Source organism: Haloplanus sp. HW8-1 (assembly GCF_023703795.1).
Classification (GTDB): domain Archaea; phylum Halobacteriota; class Halobacteria; order Halobacteriales; family Haloferacaceae; genus Haloplanus; species Haloplanus pelagicus.
The window spans coordinates 3,094,208-3,109,238 of record NZ_CP098518.1 but is presented as its reverse complement, the minus strand read 5'-3'; the positions used below and the strand labels follow the sequence as shown (position 1 = coordinate 3,109,238).

The 15,031-nt window shown below is 69.0% G+C and carries 20 protein-coding genes; 7 read left to right on the top strand and 13 right to left on the bottom strand.

Features of this window, described 5'->3' with window-relative positions; genetic code table 11:
• From NBT82_RS16190 to NBT82_RS16175, 4 genes are read right to left on the bottom strand one after another with little or no spacing between them, the layout of a single operon-like run.
• A complete protein-coding gene (locus NBT82_RS16190) occupies positions 1 to 1,680 on the bottom strand; it encodes a b(o/a)3-type cytochrome-c oxidase subunit 1 (RefSeq protein WP_251329132.1) in 1,680 nt (559 codons plus the stop codon).
• Positions 1,681 to 2,187: a cytochrome c oxidase subunit II gene (locus NBT82_RS16185; protein ID WP_251329131.1), complete on the bottom strand. Its 507-nt coding sequence runs from the start codon at positions 2,185 to 2,187 to the stop codon at positions 1,681 to 1,683.
• 15 nt (positions 2,188 to 2,202) lie between these two features.
• The gene (locus tag NBT82_RS16180) at positions 2,203 to 3,138 is read right to left on the bottom strand and encodes a halocyanin domain-containing protein (protein WP_251329130.1); all 936 of its coding nucleotides are present in this window, start codon (positions 3,136 to 3,138) and stop codon (positions 2,203 to 2,205) included.
• Positions 3,135 to 3,326: a hypothetical protein gene (locus NBT82_RS16175; RefSeq protein ID WP_251329129.1), complete on the bottom strand. Its 192-nt coding sequence runs from the start codon at positions 3,324 to 3,326 to the stop codon at positions 3,135 to 3,137. The genes NBT82_RS16180 and NBT82_RS16175 overlap by 4 nt, the downstream gene beginning before the upstream one ends.
• Positions 3,327 to 3,427: 101 nt before the next feature.
• Between NBT82_RS16175 and NBT82_RS16170 the strand changes: the two genes are divergently transcribed.
• The 6 genes from NBT82_RS16170 (at position 3,428) to NBT82_RS16145 (ending at position 8,268) form a co-directional block, all read left to right on the top strand.
• Entirely contained in the window at positions 3,428 to 3,607 is a 180-nt protein-coding gene (locus tag NBT82_RS16170; RefSeq protein ID WP_251329128.1) for a DUF8131 family protein, read from the top strand.
• A gap of 3 nt (positions 3,608 to 3,610) precedes the next feature.
• Positions 3,611 to 4,405, top strand: a complete 795-nt coding sequence (locus NBT82_RS16165) for a sulfite exporter TauE/SafE family protein (RefSeq protein ID WP_251329127.1) — start codon at positions 3,611 to 3,613, stop codon at positions 4,403 to 4,405.
• Positions 4,402 to 6,885, top strand: a complete 2,484-nt coding sequence (locus NBT82_RS16160; RefSeq protein ID WP_251329126.1) for a heavy metal translocating P-type ATPase — start codon at positions 4,402 to 4,404, stop codon at positions 6,883 to 6,885. Before NBT82_RS16165 ends, NBT82_RS16160 begins: the two co-directional genes overlap by 4 nt.
• Before the next feature lie 70 nt (positions 6,886 to 6,955).
• Positions 6,956 to 7,189 carry a DUF8028 family protein gene (locus tag NBT82_RS16155; RefSeq protein ID WP_251329125.1) on the top strand — a complete coding sequence of 78 codons (234 nt, stop codon included), beginning with the start codon at positions 6,956 to 6,958 and terminating at the stop codon, positions 7,187 to 7,189.
• A 39-nt stretch (positions 7,190 to 7,228) separates the two neighbouring features.
• Positions 7,229 to 8,053: an MBL fold metallo-hydrolase gene (locus tag NBT82_RS16150; RefSeq protein WP_251329124.1), complete on the top strand. Its 825-nt coding sequence runs from the start codon at positions 7,229 to 7,231 to the stop codon at positions 8,051 to 8,053.
• 38 nt (positions 8,054 to 8,091) lie between these two features.
• Positions 8,092 to 8,268 (top strand): hypothetical protein, encoded by a 177-nt coding sequence (locus NBT82_RS16145; RefSeq protein WP_251329123.1) that lies wholly within the window; start codon positions 8,092 to 8,094, stop codon positions 8,266 to 8,268.
• 23 nt (positions 8,269 to 8,291) lie between these two features.
• Here NBT82_RS16145 and NBT82_RS16140 read toward each other — a convergent pair whose 3' ends face one another.
• Complete coding sequence (locus tag NBT82_RS16140; protein ID WP_345780695.1) at positions 8,292 to 9,290, bottom strand: DUF5787 family protein; 999 nt, start codon at positions 9,288 to 9,290, stop codon at positions 8,292 to 8,294.
• An 11-nt stretch (positions 9,291 to 9,301) separates the two neighbouring features.
• Entirely contained in the window at positions 9,302 to 9,586 is a 285-nt protein-coding gene (locus NBT82_RS16135; RefSeq protein WP_251329121.1) for a DUF5808 domain-containing protein, read from the bottom strand.
• A 207-nt stretch (positions 9,587 to 9,793) separates the two neighbouring features.
• Between NBT82_RS16135 and NBT82_RS16130 the strand changes: the two genes are divergently transcribed.
• Positions 9,794 to 10,108, top strand: coding sequence for a DUF8106 domain-containing protein (locus tag NBT82_RS16130; RefSeq protein ID WP_251329120.1), 315 nt, complete (start codon positions 9,794 to 9,796; stop codon positions 10,106 to 10,108).
• Here the strand turns inward: NBT82_RS16130 and NBT82_RS16125 are convergent, their stop codons facing one another.
• The 7 genes from NBT82_RS16125 to NBT82_RS16095 are packed head-to-tail and all read right to left on the bottom strand — an operon-like array spanning position 10,109 to position 15,022.
• Positions 10,109 to 11,710: a bifunctional N(6)-L-threonylcarbamoyladenine synthase/serine/threonine protein kinase gene (locus NBT82_RS16125; protein WP_251329119.1), complete on the bottom strand. Its 1,602-nt coding sequence runs from the start codon at positions 11,708 to 11,710 to the stop codon at positions 10,109 to 10,111.
• 6 nt (positions 11,711 to 11,716) lie between these two features.
• Positions 11,717 to 12,043 carry a 30S ribosomal protein S24e gene (locus NBT82_RS16120; protein ID WP_251329118.1) on the bottom strand — a complete coding sequence of 109 codons (327 nt, stop codon included), beginning with the start codon at positions 12,041 to 12,043 and terminating at the stop codon, positions 11,717 to 11,719.
• 41 nt (positions 12,044 to 12,084) lie between these two features.
• Positions 12,085 to 12,627 (bottom strand): GTP-dependent dephospho-CoA kinase family protein, encoded by a 543-nt coding sequence (locus NBT82_RS16115; protein WP_251329117.1) that lies wholly within the window; start codon positions 12,625 to 12,627, stop codon positions 12,085 to 12,087.
• 2 nt (positions 12,628 to 12,629) lie between these two features.
• Entirely contained in the window at positions 12,630 to 12,827 is a 198-nt protein-coding gene (spt4, locus tag NBT82_RS16110) for a transcription elongation factor subunit Spt4 (RefSeq protein ID WP_251329116.1), read from the bottom strand.
• Entirely contained in the window at positions 12,827 to 13,399 is a 573-nt protein-coding gene (locus NBT82_RS16105) for a DNA-directed RNA polymerase (protein WP_251329115.1), read from the bottom strand. Before NBT82_RS16105 ends, spt4 begins: the two co-directional genes overlap by 1 nt.
• Position 13,400: 1 nt before the next feature.
• Positions 13,401 to 13,772 (bottom strand): PIN domain-containing protein, encoded by a 372-nt coding sequence (locus NBT82_RS16100; RefSeq protein WP_251329114.1) that lies wholly within the window; start codon positions 13,770 to 13,772, stop codon positions 13,401 to 13,403.
• A 17-nt stretch (positions 13,773 to 13,789) separates the two neighbouring features.
• On the bottom strand, positions 13,790 to 15,022 hold the full coding sequence (locus tag NBT82_RS16095; RefSeq protein WP_251329113.1) for a translation initiation factor IF-2 subunit gamma: 1,233 nt from the start codon (positions 15,020 to 15,022) through the stop codon (positions 13,790 to 13,792).
• Between the last annotated feature and the right edge of the window lie 9 nt (positions 15,023 to 15,031).

Genomic DNA, 15,031 nt, shown 5'->3' with positions numbered 1-15,031 from the left:
TCAGACGGGGATGGGCGGACTACCCGGGGCGAACAGCCCGTCGCTGATCATCGCCGACAGCGGCAGGCCGTAGGCGAGGACGATCAGCAGGATGGCGACCGCCGTCCACAGTTTCAGGTTGTCGAGGATCCGCGGACTGTGTTCCGGACCGGAGAGCGGCGCCGGAATCGCCCCGTTGACCCGAAGCGAGTCGTTCCCGCTACCGCCGAGCCACGTCCCGAAGATCACGATCAGGAAGAGGACGAGCCCCAAGAACAGGATCGTCCCGCCGATGGCTATCTGCAGGCGCATCTCGCTCACGCCGCCGACGACGCCCTGGAACGTGATGCTGTCGTACTGGGGCTCGGCGGTGCGGCGCGGAATGCCCGCGAGCCCGGCCCGGTGCATCGCGTTCGACATGAGCGTCATGCCGATGAACCAGACGTACGGCTGGATCGTCGCGAGCGAGCGGAATCGCAGGCGGTTGCCGGTGATCTGCGGGAACAGCCAGTAGCCCGCGGCCATGAACGTCAGCGCGGAGGCCGTCCCCACGGTGAGATGGAAGTGACCCGGCACCCACAGCGTGTTGTGGATCAGGTAGTTGATGTTCATGCCGGCGTTGATCATGCCGGAGAAACCCCCGGCGGCGAACATCAGGCCGGCGAGCGCACAGCCGGCGAAGGCGGGTTCGTCCCACGGGAGTTCCCGCAGCCACCCGAGTCGACCCTCGCCGCCGCGCTGTCGCGCACCGTGTTCCATGCTGGCGACGACGGTGAAGGCGGTGAGCAGGCTGGGCAGGAGGAGGAACATGGTGTTCGTCATCGCGATGAACTTGAATCCCTCCGGGATGCCGGGATCGACGTACTGGTGGTGGAACCCGACCGGCGTCGACAGCAGGAGAAAGAGGACGAACACCACTCGCGCGAGCGGGTCGCTGAACAGACGACCGCCCGAGAGCTTCGGCAACACGGTGTACCAGATGAAGTACGCCGGCATGAGCCAGAAGTAGACGACCGGGTGGCCGAAGTACCAGAACAGCGTCCGGGTCAACAGCGGATCGACCTGCTGGATCAGGCCGAGCGACCACGGCAGGAGGAACACGAGTACCTCGACGGCCACGCCGGCCGAGGAGATGTACCACATCAGCATGGTCGTCAGCGCCATGAACGTCTGCAGGGGGATGCGCTGGTCTGGGTTGTCACCGCGCCAGCGCCAGTACGTGCGGAACCAGTCGACGCCGGCGAGCCACGAGCCGACGATGAACAGCGCAAGCCCGGCGTAGAAGGCCGGGTGTGCCTTCATCGGCGCGTAGAACGTGTAGAGCACGTCCGCGTTCAGGGGCATCTGGGGCACCAGTCCGCCGAGGATGGTGACCGCCGCCATGACCGCGCCCACGAGCATCAGGCCGAACCAGGTCATCGCGAACCGCGCGCTCGGGAGCGGTCGATCGAGGCTCCGGGTAACCCCCCACGTGAACAGGCCACAGAGGGCGAAGGTGGTAAACACCAGTGCGAGGAGGACGCCGTGACCCGTGAGCACCGTGTAGTAGTCCGCGGAACTCACGAAGCCACGGAAGTATCCCGTTCGGTGGAGCCCCTGGATCATGCCGAACAGACCACCGATCCCCAGCGCCGTGAACGCGACCAGCATGTTCCAGCGAACGATTCGTGCGTCGGTCGGGAAGTCGTCGACGTATGCCATTTAGCTACCCTCCGTGTCGTACTCGTCTTCGGGAACGACCACGAGTTGGCCCGCCATCGTGTGGTGGCCGGCCCCGCAGTACTCGTGACAGACGATCCCGTACTCGGCCGGTTCGTCGAACCGGACGGTGACCTCCGCTACCTGCCCGGGAATCGCCATGGTGTTGACGTTCGTGCCCGCGATTTCGAAGCCGTGAACCACGTCCGGGCTGGTGATGTAGAACGTCACCTCTGAGTTCGCCGGCACGCGGATCGGCGACGTCGTTCCGGGCTGGAACAGGAACTGTCTGGCGACGACGTGAACCTCGTACTGGTCCTCGCCGACTTTCGTCACGCCGGGATCGGCGAACTCGGTATCGCCGAGCGAGTCGGCGTCGATCGTGCCGCCCGAATCGTCGACCATCTTTACCCCCGGGCCGAGCGCTCCGTAGGTCACCGTGGCGATGAGGCCGACGATCAACAGGAGCGCAACAGCAGTCCAGATTTTCTCGTATCGATGAATTTCCATTCGTGTTCCCCCCAGTTAGCCGATCACCGTCGGTCCGCCACCGAGGAACTCGACGAAGTACATGAACACCCACAGCAGGCTGATGATCCCGACGTAGATGGCGATCAACGTCGCCGTGCCGTAGGGGTCGTAGTCGTCGTGGTCCAAGTCGCGGACGGCCCCCGCCTCGAACACCGATTCGGAGGGCGCCCGCGCGGCTTGGGACGGAGTCGTGTCCGTCTCTCCGGTCGTCGTGAACTCGTCGTAGTTGAGGAACACCCAAGCGGTGACCCCGAGAACGAGCGCGAGCGCCGCCGCGACGGCACCGCCGACGAGACGGAACGCGAGCGAGAGGGTGGGCGAGGCGCCGCCGGCCTCACCGCCACCGCCGCCGTCGCCGCCACCACCACCGCCGCCGGCCTCACCGCCACCGCCGTCGCCGCCACCACCACCGCCGCCGTCGCCGCCACCGCCACCGACGACGAGGGCGCCCTTCATGCCGAGCGCGAGGTGGGGCTGACAGTAGTACTTGTAGATGCCTTCGGTCTCGAAGGTGTGTTCGTGGGAGTATCCGGAGTTCTCGATGCTCTCGACGCCCTGCCAGCCGGCGCCGGACGGCTGGGATTCGAGCAGGATGTTGTGGGTGTCGGACACCCACTCGAAGGTCACCGTCGTGCCGGGATCGATCCGGACGGCGGCCGGGCCGAAGGCGTACGGGCCGCCGTTGCCCTCGGCGCCGACCTCGACTGTCACCGAATCCTGTCCGGTTCGATCCACCGTACCGTCGAAGTTCTGGGTCTCGGCACCCCGGCTAGAGCCGAACCAGCCACCGTAGTCGACGCCGTTCTGTGCGGCGACGGGACGGGCACCGAGGCCGGCCGCCGTCGTGCCGGCCGCTACGGTCCCGGCGGCGGCCCGGAGCGCTCCCCGGCGAGTCAGGACGGATCGGTCCGTCGGATCGGTCCCCGTCATGCGCGTCGCCCCCCGTTCCCGTGGTCGTCGGTGAACGTCTCACGCGTCGGCCGTGGCCGGCCGATCGGACACCGCCGCTGTCCCTCGTGCCGACGAGGACGACGCCGGGAGGGACGGTCCCGTCGTCTCCCGGGGTCACCCCCGGACCGCTCGTCGGTGAGCCGTTCGCTACCGTCGAATGCCACCATACGTGCGATCACGGACCCTACGTCACATAATACGAACGGCCATTTTCGGAACGTTGGAATAGCGGCGGCAGTTATTAAGCAGACACGCCCAGACATCCAGTATGGTTTCCGTCCACCAGGTACCGTCCGTCGCGCTGCTTGCGCTGCTCCCGGCCGCGCTGTACGCGCTATCCGTCGATACGATCGTCGTGGTGGCACTCGTCAACGTCGTCCTCATCGCCGCGAGCGTGTACACGATGTTCCTGCCCAGCGAGTCGACGCTCAAGGCGGCCTCAGCGTAGGCGATGATCCCACTCGCCGGCTCCGGCGTGGCGTCGGCCGTCGCCGCCGAGGGTGACGTCTCCCTGCTCGTGTTCCTCACGATCGGTGCCCTCGGCGGGGCCCACTGTCTCGGGATGTGTGGCCCGCTCGTCACGCTGTACGCCGACCGCATGGGTGCGGAGACCGACCGTGTCCGGCCCATCGACGTCCGTCAGCACCTCCTGTTCAACGCCGGCCGCACGGTTAGCTACGCCGCCATCGGGGCGGTGATGGGGGCACTCGGGGCGGTACTCTTCGACGTCGCCGCCGTCGCCACGCTCGCGACCGACGTGCGCGGGGTCACGGGGATCCTCGCCGGCGGCTTCATCGTCTTCACCGGCGTGGGCTACCTCCGCCGTGGCTCCGTCGGCCACGGCGTCTCGATCCCGCTCGTCGGCGACGCCTTCTCGCGAGTGTACGGTGCCGTCACCGCACGCGTCGACGCGTGGGTCGGCGGCCCGCGGATCGTCGCCCTCGGCGCACTCCACGGCCTCTTGCCCTGCCCCCTGCTCTATCCCGCCTTCATCTACGCCTTCGCCGTCGGCTCGCCGCTCAGGGGGGCGCTCTCGCTCGGCGTCCTCGGAATCGGAACCGTGCCGACGCTGCTCGCGTACGGCACCGTCTTTCAGTCGCTCGGGACGGACTCACGGGTGGGGCTCCACCGTGCTCTCGGCGTCGCGTTCATCGCCCTCGGCTACCTGCCGCTAGCACACGGATTGATGCTCCTCGGGATCCACCTCCCCCACCCACCGATCCCCGTCTACCAGCCCCTCGGATGATGTCCTGTACGCTCTGTGACCTGCCGACGCCGGACTCGCCCGTCACCGACGACGAGGTGGCTGGAACGTTCTGCTGTCGTGGCTGTCTGGAGGTGGCCCGACAGCTAGATGCGGTCGACGACGACCGGACCGCCGCAGACACCGATCCGGAGGACGTCCGGGCGACGCTGTCGGGCGGGGCGGACGGCGGCGAGGCGGCCGACGACACCCCCACGACCGAGACCGACACCGCCTTCGTCGCCGTCGACGGGATGCACTGTGCGACCTGTGAGGCGTTCCTGGAGTCGCGGGCCACCGACAACGAAGGCGTCGTGGCGGCGGAGGCGTCCTACCCGTCGAACCTGGTGCGCCTACGCTACGACGCGGAGCGCCTCGACGCGGACGAACTGCCGCCGCTACTGGACGGGGCGGGCTACCGGGCCCGCGACGTCGACGCGGAGGGAGAGGACGACACCACCGAGACGGTCGGGCGCCTGATCATCGGCGGTTTCTTCGGCATGATGACGATGGCGTGGTACGTCCTCTTTCTCTATCCCACGTATCTCGGTCTCGATTCGGACCTCCTGCTGTTCGACGTGACGGGGGCCGCCGGGGGCTACCTCCTCTGGAACGTCTGGGTGATGACGAGCGTCGTCCTCGGGTACACCGGCTATCCCATCCTCCGCGGGGCGTACGTCAGCCTCCGGGCCGGGCGACCGAACATGGACCTCCTGGTGGCGCTCGCGGCGGGCACGGCCTACGTCTACAGCACCGCGACGCTCCTGCTCGGCGGCACCGAGGTGTACTTCGACATCACGACGGTCGTCGTCCTCGTGGTCACGCTGGGTGGCTACTACGAGACCCGACTGAAAGAGCGGGCGGCGGGACAGTTGACCGAACTCACCGAGAGCCGGGTCGACGAAGCACGGCGCCGCACGGCCGAGGGCGAGGAGAGGGTGTCCGTCGACGCCGTCGACCCGGGCGACGAACTCGTCGTCGGGACGGGCGAACGGGTGCCGGTCGACGGCCGGGTGATCGAGGGGACCGCCGCCGTCGACGAGTCGCTCGTCACCGGCGAGTCGGTGCCCGTCCGTCGGAGCGAGGGCGAGGAGGTGATCGGCGGCGGTCTGGTGACCGAGGGTGGAATCGTGATCGAGGCGTCCGCGGCGGCGACGAGCACGCTCGATCGGCTGGTGACCCACCTCTGGCGTGTCCGGAGTTCGCGCTCGGGCGTCCAGCGTCTCGCCGACCGCATCGCGGCGGTGTTCGTCCCCGTGGTCGTCGTCCTCGCCGCCGCGGCGGTCGTCGTCCACCTCGGACTCGGCGCGGCGCCGACCGCCGCCTTCCTGACCGGACTGGCCGTGCTCGTGGTGTCGTGTCCCTGCGCGCTGGGACTGGCGACACCGCTCGCCGTCGCGTCGGGCGTCCGCGAAGCGCTCGACCGGGGGGTCGTCATCGCGGAGGGCAACACCTTCGAGCGGGCGAGCGAGGCGGACGTCGTCGCCTTCGACAAGACGGGAACGCTGACGACGGGGGCGATGCGCCTCCACGACGCCGTCGGCGACGACGACGCCATCGCGCGGGCGGCGGCCGTCGAGACGTTCGCCGACCACCCGATGGGACGGGCCATCGGCGAGGCCGTCGACGCCCGCGAGTCGTCGGTCGAGGACTTCGAACGCCACCCCGGGCGCGGCGTCAGCGGCGTCGTCCGGGGGGAGGGACCGACGGGTGACGACGCCGTCCGGGTGACGGTCGGGCGGGCCGACCTGTTCGCGGACGCGACGGTGCCGGAGCGCTACCGCGAGCGATACGACCGCGCCGTCGACGCCGGACGGATCCCCGCGTTCGTGGGCTGGGACGGCGAGGTGCGGGGCGTCCTCGTCGCCGGCGACCGCCCGCGACCGGAGTGGGAGTCGGTCGTCTCGGCGGTCGCCGAGACGGTCGACCGGGTCGTCGTACTCACGGGCGACGGCAAGGCGGCCGCTGCCCGCTTTCGCGACCATCCCGACATCGACGACGTGTTCGCGGACGTCCCCCCGGAGGCAAAGGCGAAAGTGGTAGACCGCCTCCGCGTCGACGGGACGACCGTGATGGTCGGCGACGGCAGCAACGACGCGCCGGCGCTCGCGGCCGCCGACCTCGGCATCTCGCTTGAGAGCGGGACACGCCTCGCAGCCGACGCCGCTGACGCCGTCGTCACGACCGACGACCTGACGACCGTACCGAAGGTGTTCGACCTCACCGAAGCGACGAGGCGGCGCATCCGGCAGAACCTGGGGTGGGCGTTCTGTTACAACGCCGTGGCGGTACCGGTGGCCCTACTCGGCGCGCTCAACCCCCTCGTCGCCGCCGTCGCCATGGGCGCGAGCAGCCTGCTGGTCGTCGCGAACTCCGCGCGAGGGTTCGACATCGACGACGTGGCCGACGGGACGAGCGTCGGCGGGGCCGACGGCGACACCCGACCGTCGGTGACACCGGCGGCGACCGACGGCGGTCAGTGACGGCGTCGCTCAAAGGCGTATTTTGGTCTTACACAGCCTTTTGCATCCCCGTGTCGAAGGATCGACCACGATGCCCTCCGTCCGTTCCGTCCACGCCCGGTCTGCCATCGCCCGCGCCGGGACCGCCGTGCGTGCCGCCGCGTTCTGGGCCGCCGTTGCACTGCCACTTGCCGCCATCACCCTCCTGACGTTCGGGTGGAACCTTCGCCTCGTCGGCGCCGTGTTGGCCCTCAACGCCGCGGCGCTGGTCGTCGGGCACGGCTATCGGACCCGTCCGAACCGAAGCCACGGCCACGGCCGCTAACCGGCAGTATAAGGCCGCCGCCCGGCAACGTCCGACCGAATGCGGGTGACGCTCCTCGGCACCGGCGACACGACCGGCACCCCGACCGTCGGCTGTGACTGTACCACCTGTGAACGTGCCACTGCCCGTGGCGTCGAACGCTCACGCTTCTCGGTCCACGTCGAGAACGACCGGACCGGCGAGTCGCTGCTGGTCGACTGTAGCCCCGATTTTCGCCACCAGTTTCTCACACAGGACGTTCCGCTCCCGGACGCGGCCCTGGTGACCCACATCCACTTCGACCACCTCGACGGCCTCGGCAACGCCTACCGCCTGTTCGACGACCTGCCCGTCCACGCGACGGACGTCGTCGATCCGGCCACCGGGGAGAGCGTCGCCGAGACGATCCGCCGAAAGTACGACTACTTGGATCGGGTGAGCGTCCACGACCACGCCCCTCACGAACGGGTCCGGATCTGTGGGCTCGACGTGCGGTTCGTCCCCGTGGATCATCCCCCGCTCCTGTGTTACGGCGTCGTCGTCGAGGATCCAGAGACGGGCGCGAAATGCGCGCTCACCGGCGACACGAGTTTCGACATCCCCGACGAGTCGCGGGCGGCCCTCGCCGGAGCCGACCTCCTGTTGGCGGACGCCATCGTTCCGGCGTCGCTGTGCGAACACCACCCACACGGTGGTTCACACCGGAACGCCGAGGGCGTCCCCCGCACCTTCGGCACGAAACACATGACCCGCGAGGGGGCGCTGGAACTGGCGGCCGAACTCGACACCGATCGGACCCGACTGGTCCACCTCGCGCACTTCTATCCCGCCGAGGAGGCCTTCGCCGAACCCCTCGCCGTCGACGGGGAGACCTACGACCTGTGAACAAAACGTATAACCCGCGGTCGGCCACAGTCACAGCCGTGACCGTCGTCTCGACGCTCGGCCGCGGCGCCGCCAGCGGGCTGGCGGGGGCGCTCGTCTGGATCGCCGTCTCCCTACTCGTTCTCGGCGCCCCGGAGCCGCGGCGGGCGGCCGCAGTCGGACTCGTCCTCGGCGTCGCCGTCGCCGGCCTCACCGCGCTCGCAGGGCGGCGCTGAGAGCCGTCGCGAGTCCGGGCGCCTCAGGTGAACCGGTCGAGTCCGGCCTGCCGCCGCCGAACCCCGTCGGGATCGGCGATCCACGGCGTCCGCGCGTCGCGTAGCCCCTCGCGGTCAACGGGTGGCCGATCACCCGGCTCGAAGGCCGGACACGACTCGCCACACGCGCTCCCTGGATCGACGACCCGATCGAACGCCGCACAGTAGGGCCGCCCGTCGTCGGTCGGGCACATCGACGCACACGGCGGATACGACCGGGGACGCCACCCCTTGCCGTAGGCGCGTTCGGCGATCGCCCGCCGTTTTCGGGCCTTCTCGGCCGGCGGGACGACGACCACGTCCGTCCGGAGCGGCCGCTCGTCGAGGGGCTCGATGCCCGGTTCGTCGGGTGCGAGCGGCGTCGGCTCCCGGACGACCGTGAACTCTCCGTCGTCGGACCGTGCCAGGGTGTCCGCAGGTCGTGGCTCCCCGCTTCCGCAGAATCGCCAGACTCCGACGGCCTCTGGGATCCGGTTCAGGTGCGCGCCGGTGACGTAGCTCTCGGTGGCGAGGACGACGGCGTCGAAGAGGCCGAGGCTGACGTCGCGGCGCAACTGCCACTCCAGCTCCCCCGGCCGGCCGAGGTCGGGTTTGTTCTCGATGCCGATCAGCCGGCCGATCCAGTCGGGATAGCGGGTCGTCTGGCGGACGTACCGGCGACTTCCGCGTCGCTCCGCCTCGAAAAAGTCCACCTCGACCGCGCGGTCGGCGGCGCGGCGGGCGGCGTCCGGCGAGCAGTCGAAGGCGTCGACGGGATCGACCGCCCGGCCGGGACCCACGTCGCTCTCGATCGCTCGCGGTGGGATCGTCTCGCTCGTGATGGCCGTGCGGTGGTCGAACGCCGGGCCGGGGACCACAGCACAGACGTCGACGACGCGAGATCCGGGATCGGCGACGGCGGCGCCGAGCTGGCGGCCAAGCACCCACTCACGACGGTCTTCGAGGTGGGAACACAGCGCCAGTTCGAACGCGTACTCCGTCACCACGCCCGTTATCAGTCGTCCACGACGACTTCCACGGGGTCGTCGTCGCCGCCGTCGGCGTCCGCGTCCGGAGTCAGGCCGCCGTCGTTCTCCTGCCAGAGGAGAACGCCGGCGACGAGGACGACGAGCCAGGACCGCCAGTTCGCCAGGTTCAGGGTGTAGCCGATGCCGAAGGGCTTCTCGACGACCATCCCCTCGCCGGGTTTCCAGTGTGCGGAGAGCAGGCGCCCGAGGCTCGGGCGTTCGAAGTTGTACGGGATACCGAGAATCGAACCGGACTGCGGTTTGTCGACCATGGGGGGATGGTACGGTTCCCCGGGATAAATCGTTTCGGCTCGGGAGCGGGGATGACCCTGCCACGGCCACCGGGTCGCAGGGGCGTCGACGGGGCGGCGGACGCGGCGGCAGTCCGGCGACGATTCCGCATCCCGAATCGTTCACTATCGTCCGTTCTGAACGCTGTGACGCCAGAATTATCCCTTCTGGGCACGTACGTCATCTCCATGGAACACACCTCCGCTGTCACCCCCTCCCGGTCGTCTCCTCGGGAGAGTGAGGGCCGCAAGGCGACGCTGTTTTGCCCCGACTGTGGACACGCCAGTCCACTCGACGGCGACTGGGACGAGCGAACCGTCGCCGGACACCGCTGCGTCCGCTGTCCCGACTGCAGATCGGTCGTGGACGAGCGGCGTGCCCCGGAGCCACAGCCGACAAGCGCCGCGTCCTCGCTCGACCGGTGTGTCGACACCTGGACGGACTACTGGTCGACGTGGACGACGCTGCTCGGCGGCCGCCCCTCGGCGGACTCCGACTGCTGATCACTGGTACCGACCACGACCCTCGACCTCCCGGAGTCGTGAGAGAACCGCTCCGTCGCCCGCCTCGGCGTACCCCGCTTCGAACGCCGACAGGGCGTTCTCTGCGTCCGCCGCCGCGACCGTCCCACGAACGCTCCCTTCGAAGACGTGACAGTCCATCGCGTGGTCCTCGACGTGGCCGCTGTGGTAGCCGAGGCCGAAGTCGATCAGGTAGCACCGGCCCCCGCCGATCCGGACGTTCCGCACCGTCGGATCGCCGTGGACGATGCCGACGTCGTGGAGAGTCGCGAGATGGGCGCCGACGACCCGGGCACGGGCGGGTGTGAGCGCGGCAGCGAGGTCACGGTCGCCGATCCGGTCGAGGGTGAGCGTCGCCTCGGCGACGTCGACGTCACGCACGACCGGCGTCGGGACGCCCCGGCGCCGTGCCTCGCTCGTCAGGCGAGCCTCGGCGACCGTGCGCTCCCGACGGAGTCGCGCGTCGAGAGCGGGATGCCGGTAGGCTTTCGGCAGGCGACGCTTGATCACGCGATCCGCCTCGACCGTGACGACGGCTTCGGCGCCCTGTCGCTCCGTCGTCTCGACGGGATCGATGGCGACCGACTCGTCGCTCCGCCACGCGACGGCCACCTCGTCCGGCCGAAAGTTCGGGTCGACCGCCGACTCCCCGACGGTGATCGTCTCGCCGGCCGCGCACATCTTCGCTCCGAGGACGGCGATCATGCCGGCGTTGTCCCGGAGATATCGGGCCGCGGGGGCGTAGAACGCGGCGCCGCGGTCGGCACACATCGTCGACAGCATCTCCCGCAAGCGCTCGTTCTGTCCCACGCCACCGCCGAGGACGAGTTCGGTCGACCCGGTCAGCGAGAGGGCGCGCTCGGCCACCTCGGTCAGCATGGCGAAGATCGTCTCTTGGAGGGAGAAACAGACGTCCTCGACGGGCGTCCCCTCGTCGTAAGCGTCCTTGGCGGCGCTCATGAGCCCCGAGAATGAGAAGTCCATCCCCTTGACGACGTAGGGCAGGTCGACGTACTCGCCGTCCGCGGCCGCCGCCTCGACTTTCGGTCCGCCGGGATGTGACCAGCCGACGTGCCGGGTGAACTTGTCGATGGCGTTGCCGACACCGGTGTCCATCGTCTCGCCGAGGACGCGGTACCGCCCGTCGTGATACCCCAGGAGGTGGGCGTTGGCACCGCTGGCGTTGAGACAGACCGGAGAGTCGAAGCCAGCACCGTGGCGCCCGATCTCGAGGTGTGCGACCATGTGGTTGACGCCGACGAGGGGCACGTCGAGCGTCCCCGCGAGGGCGCGGGCGGCCGTGCCGACGATGCGCAGACAAGGACCGAGTCCCGGCCCACGGGAGAAGGCGACGGCGTCGATGGGCCCGTCGGCGGCGTCGAGGGCCGTCTCGATCACGGTGGGGATGGCCTCGCCCATGTGTTCGGCTGCCTCGCGCGGGTGAATGCCGCCGCTCTCGGGCTGGTAGGCGTCGGTTTCGATCACGGGATTGGTGGCGTCGAGGGGCGTGGGGTCGTCGGGGTCGTACGCGAAGACCGCGGCGCTGGCCGCCCACGCCGTCCCCTCGATGCCGAGAATCCGCATCGACCGCTACGCTTCTTCGGCGTCCGCTTCGGCGTCCTCGGCGTCCTCGGCGTCGGGACTGATCTTGTTCCGGTCGAGCATGTGGTCCTGTTCCACGTCGCGGGCGTGGTCCGGACTCTCGTACACCTTGGCGTAGCCGATGGTCTTGCGCATCCCGAACTTCGTGTCGAGTTCGTGGACGACGACCTCCGCGGAGTCCTTGTTGAGTTTGGCCGCGAGACTGTCTCGAACCGAGAGACGGGAGGGGGTCGCGTCCTCGTGAGTGATCCGGAAACGCACGTCCGTGCGGTGCAACATGGGGTTCTCGTCTTCCTCGATGATATCGATATCCATCGTTCAGTTACCCATACGTGGTCTCGAACCGGACAAAAGGATTACGAAGCGCCCGAATCCCCGTCGGCGAGGAGCGCGAGGGCGGCGTCGACGTCGCCAGTCATCCGCGAGAGCAGGTCGCGAGCGGTCGCTCGCGACTCGTCGGTGACGGGGACGAGCACCATCCCCTCACCGGGTTGTCCGTAGACGACGGCGCCGCCGAGCGGCGTCGCGAGGACGGCCGGGAGCGTCGCCAAGTCCTCCTCGCCGTCGACGCCGATGACGGTCGGGCCGTCGTCGAGGGCGGTCACGAGCGCCGACAGCAGGTCCCGGGAGAGCGTCGCCGCCGGGTTCGTCACCTCGACGTCCGGCTTCGGGAGAACCCGCGCCACCTCATCGTCGACGGCGTGGCGTTCGGTCTTGCCGTCGATCACGGCCACGTCCGGCCGCCGGCCGGCGTCGACGAGGTGGGCGGTGACCACGTCGCCGACCGCGACGAGTGGGTCGCCGGCGCCGTCGGCGGCGAGAAGCGCCCGAGGATCGGTGAACACCCGGCCCAGCGGCTCCTTGAACGCCCCGCGAAGGTCGTCCGGGAGTTCGAGCACGGTCAGCGGACCTTCAGCGCGTACCCGCCGGCTTCGGAGACGTTCATCTCCTCGGCGACCTCCGAGCGCTCGGGGTGGGTGATGATGACGTAGCCCGCCCAGTCCTCCGTGAGGCTCGACGACCCGCAGTTCGCGCAGGTCTGCGTGTCGGGGTCGTTGATGAAGTGACACTCACGGCAGGCGAGGCGGTCCTCGGCCATCAGTTACCCTCCATCTGTGCCTCGCGTTTCTGTCGCTCCTCCTCGAGCCAGCCGTGTTTGCCGAGCCCCGGCTGTTTCGCCGTCAGCCCGATCTTGCTGTCCCGGGGGTTGCGCTCGTCGACGCTCTTGGTGACGATGCGAACCCGGACCTCGTCGCCGACGCCGAGGGTGCGGTTGGTCTCGGTCGAGGCGAGTTGCTGGTTCTCGCCATCGTAGGCGAGATATTCGTCGGAGATCTGTGAGACGTGGAGCAGGCCGTCGACGGGACCGATCCCGACGAAGGCGCCGAACTCCACGACCTCGACGACGGTGCCGTCGACGACCTCCTGCATCTGTGGATCGAAGGTGATGGCGTCGAAGTCGGCCTCGTAGTAGACCCCGGGGCGGTTGGGCAACACGGCGCCGTCACCGATGTCGTGAACCTTGATGACGCTCACGACGCTCCCCACCTCCTCGTCCATCCGACCTTCGAGTTTGTCCTGGAGCAGGCGCTTGACCCGCTCGGGCGTCACGTCGGCGAGGTGCCGCGGGGGCACCTCGACCGTGTCCTTGAGTCGTACCCGTTTGTACATGCTAAGGTTGTGTTATGTTCAGTGTGTTCCGACCCCTTAAACCGATCACCCGAACGCCACGTTCGAGCAGCCGGTCACGAAGGGGACCGTCGTTCGTCACGACGTACTCGCACTCGCCCCGGTCGGCGAGTTCGACGAGCGCGTCGTCTGCGTGCGATACGTCCGTCTCCACCACGCGACAGCGCTCCGCCAGATCCCGGCCGACGCTGGCGGCCGTCGCCTCCTCGCCCGCGCCCGCGCCCACCGACAGGGACTCCAGTTCCGCGATCACCGCGGCTGGCGTCACGAACTCGACGTCGCCGAGGAGGCGGTCGAGTTCGTCGAACACCCGCACGTCGCATTCGACCGGCATCATGAGCGCACTGGTGTCCATGGCGACGGGTGGCCCTGTCACTTGAGCGTGCCGATGCCGATGAGCCGCCAGCGGGCCCCGACGCGGCGGTTGATGGCGATCTTCGACCCCGACTCGGCACAGACGGGACGTTTCAGCGATACCTCACATTCGCCGGAGCGCGCGCTGCTCACGGCCCCGACGGTCGTCGCGGTGCCGACGGTGAGCATCAGGGGTTCGCCCGTCGAGATCTCCTCGATCTCGTCGCCGTCCTCGCCGACGACGCGATCCAGCAGTTCGACGTCCATCTCGAAGGCCTCGCGGGTCGGCGGGAGCGTCCCCGGGTCGCCGGCGACCTGGCCCGCGAGCGCGTCGCCTTTCGTCAGCGACGGGTCGAGCCCGGTACCGACGCCCAAGAGGCCGCCGGGGCGGGCTACGCCGACCGACTGGCTGCCCGCCTGGAGCGATCGCACCTCGGTCGTGATGGGCCGCCACTCGGTCTGGCCTTCCTCGTCGACCTCGCGGCCCGGTCGAAGTTCGATCTCTTCGCCCGCTTCGAGCGTCCCGTCGACGAGGCTCCCGCCGACGACACCACCCTTGAGGTCGCCCCACGTCGTCCCCGGGCGATTGATGTCGAAGCTCCGCGCGACGAACATCCGTGCGGCGTCGGTCTCCTCGCGGTCGGGCGTGGGGATCTCCCGCTCGACGGCGTCGATGAGGAGGTCCATGTTGACCTCCTGCTGGGCGCTGATGGGGACGATAGGAGCGTCCTCGGCGACGGTGCCCTCGACGAACTCCTCGATCTGTTGGTGGTTACGGACCGCCTGCTCGCGATCGACGAGGTCGATCTTGTTCTGGGCGATGACGATGTTCTCGACGCCGATGATGTCGAGCGCCATCAGGTGCTCCTCGGTCTGGGCTTGCGGGACCGGTTCGGTCGCGCTCACGACGAGCACCGCGCCGTCCATGAGCGCGGCCCCCGAGAGCATGGTCGCCATCAGCGTCTCGTGGCCGGGCGCATCGACGAACGAGACCGTCCGCAGGACCTCGCTTTCCGAGCCGTCGGGACAGGTCTCGTCGACGGTGTAACACTCCGGTTCGTCGACGCCAGGACACCGACGGAACGTCGCGTCCGCGTATCCGAGTCGGATGGAGATACCGCGTTTCATCTCCTCGGAGTGTTGGTCCGTCCACGATCCGCTGAGGGCCTGGACCAACGTCGTCTTGCCGTGGTCCACGTGGCCTACGAGACCGATGTTCACCTCCGGTTGCTGATGTGTTTCCGTCGCCATTGAGAGTAA

What these genes read in the sequence shown, in the direction of transcription:
- NBT82_RS16190 (WP_251329132.1), bottom strand. Translation starts at nt 1,680, where the DNA reads ATGGCATACGTCGACGACTTCCCGACCGACGCACGAATCGTTCGCTGG.
- NBT82_RS16185 (WP_251329131.1), bottom strand. Translation starts at nt 2,187, where the DNA reads ATGGAAATTCATCGATACGAGAAAATCTGGACTGCTGTTGCGCTCCTG.
- NBT82_RS16180 (WP_251329130.1), bottom strand. Translation starts at nt 3,138, where the DNA reads ATGACGGGGACCGATCCGACGGACCGATCCGTCCTGACTCGCCGGGGA.
- NBT82_RS16175 (WP_251329129.1), bottom strand. Translation starts at nt 3,326, where the DNA reads ATGGTGGCATTCGACGGTAGCGAACGGCTCACCGACGAGCGGTCCGGG.
- NBT82_RS16170 (WP_251329128.1), top strand. Translation starts at nt 3,428, where the DNA reads ATGGTTTCCGTCCACCAGGTACCGTCCGTCGCGCTGCTTGCGCTGCTC.
- NBT82_RS16165 (WP_251329127.1), top strand. Translation starts at nt 3,611, where the DNA reads ATGATCCCACTCGCCGGCTCCGGCGTGGCGTCGGCCGTCGCCGCCGAG.
- NBT82_RS16160 (WP_251329126.1), top strand. Translation starts at nt 4,402, where the DNA reads ATGATGTCCTGTACGCTCTGTGACCTGCCGACGCCGGACTCGCCCGTC.
- NBT82_RS16155 (WP_251329125.1), top strand. Translation starts at nt 6,956, where the DNA reads ATGCCCTCCGTCCGTTCCGTCCACGCCCGGTCTGCCATCGCCCGCGCC.
- NBT82_RS16150 (WP_251329124.1), top strand. Translation starts at nt 7,229, where the DNA reads ATGCGGGTGACGCTCCTCGGCACCGGCGACACGACCGGCACCCCGACC.
- NBT82_RS16135 (WP_251329121.1), bottom strand. Translation starts at nt 9,586, where the DNA reads ATGGTCGACAAACCGCAGTCCGGTTCGATTCTCGGTATCCCGTACAAC.
- NBT82_RS16130 (WP_251329120.1), top strand. Translation starts at nt 9,794, where the DNA reads ATGGAACACACCTCCGCTGTCACCCCCTCCCGGTCGTCTCCTCGGGAG.
- NBT82_RS16125 (WP_251329119.1), bottom strand. Translation starts at nt 11,710, where the DNA reads ATGCGGATTCTCGGCATCGAGGGGACGGCGTGGGCGGCCAGCGCCGCG.
- NBT82_RS16120 (WP_251329118.1), bottom strand. Translation starts at nt 12,043, where the DNA reads ATGGATATCGATATCATCGAGGAAGACGAGAACCCCATGTTGCACCGC.
- spt4 (WP_251329116.1), bottom strand. Translation starts at nt 12,827, where the DNA reads ATGGCCGAGGACCGCCTCGCCTGCCGTGAGTGTCACTTCATCAACGAC.
- NBT82_RS16105 (WP_251329115.1), bottom strand. Translation starts at nt 13,399, where the DNA reads ATGTACAAACGGGTACGACTCAAGGACACGGTCGAGGTGCCCCCGCGG.
- NBT82_RS16100 (WP_251329114.1), bottom strand. Translation starts at nt 13,772, where the DNA reads ATGGACACCAGTGCGCTCATGATGCCGGTCGAATGCGACGTGCGGGTG.
- NBT82_RS16095 (WP_251329113.1), bottom strand. Translation starts at nt 15,022, where the DNA reads ATGGCGACGGAAACACATCAGCAACCGGAGGTGAACATCGGTCTCGTA.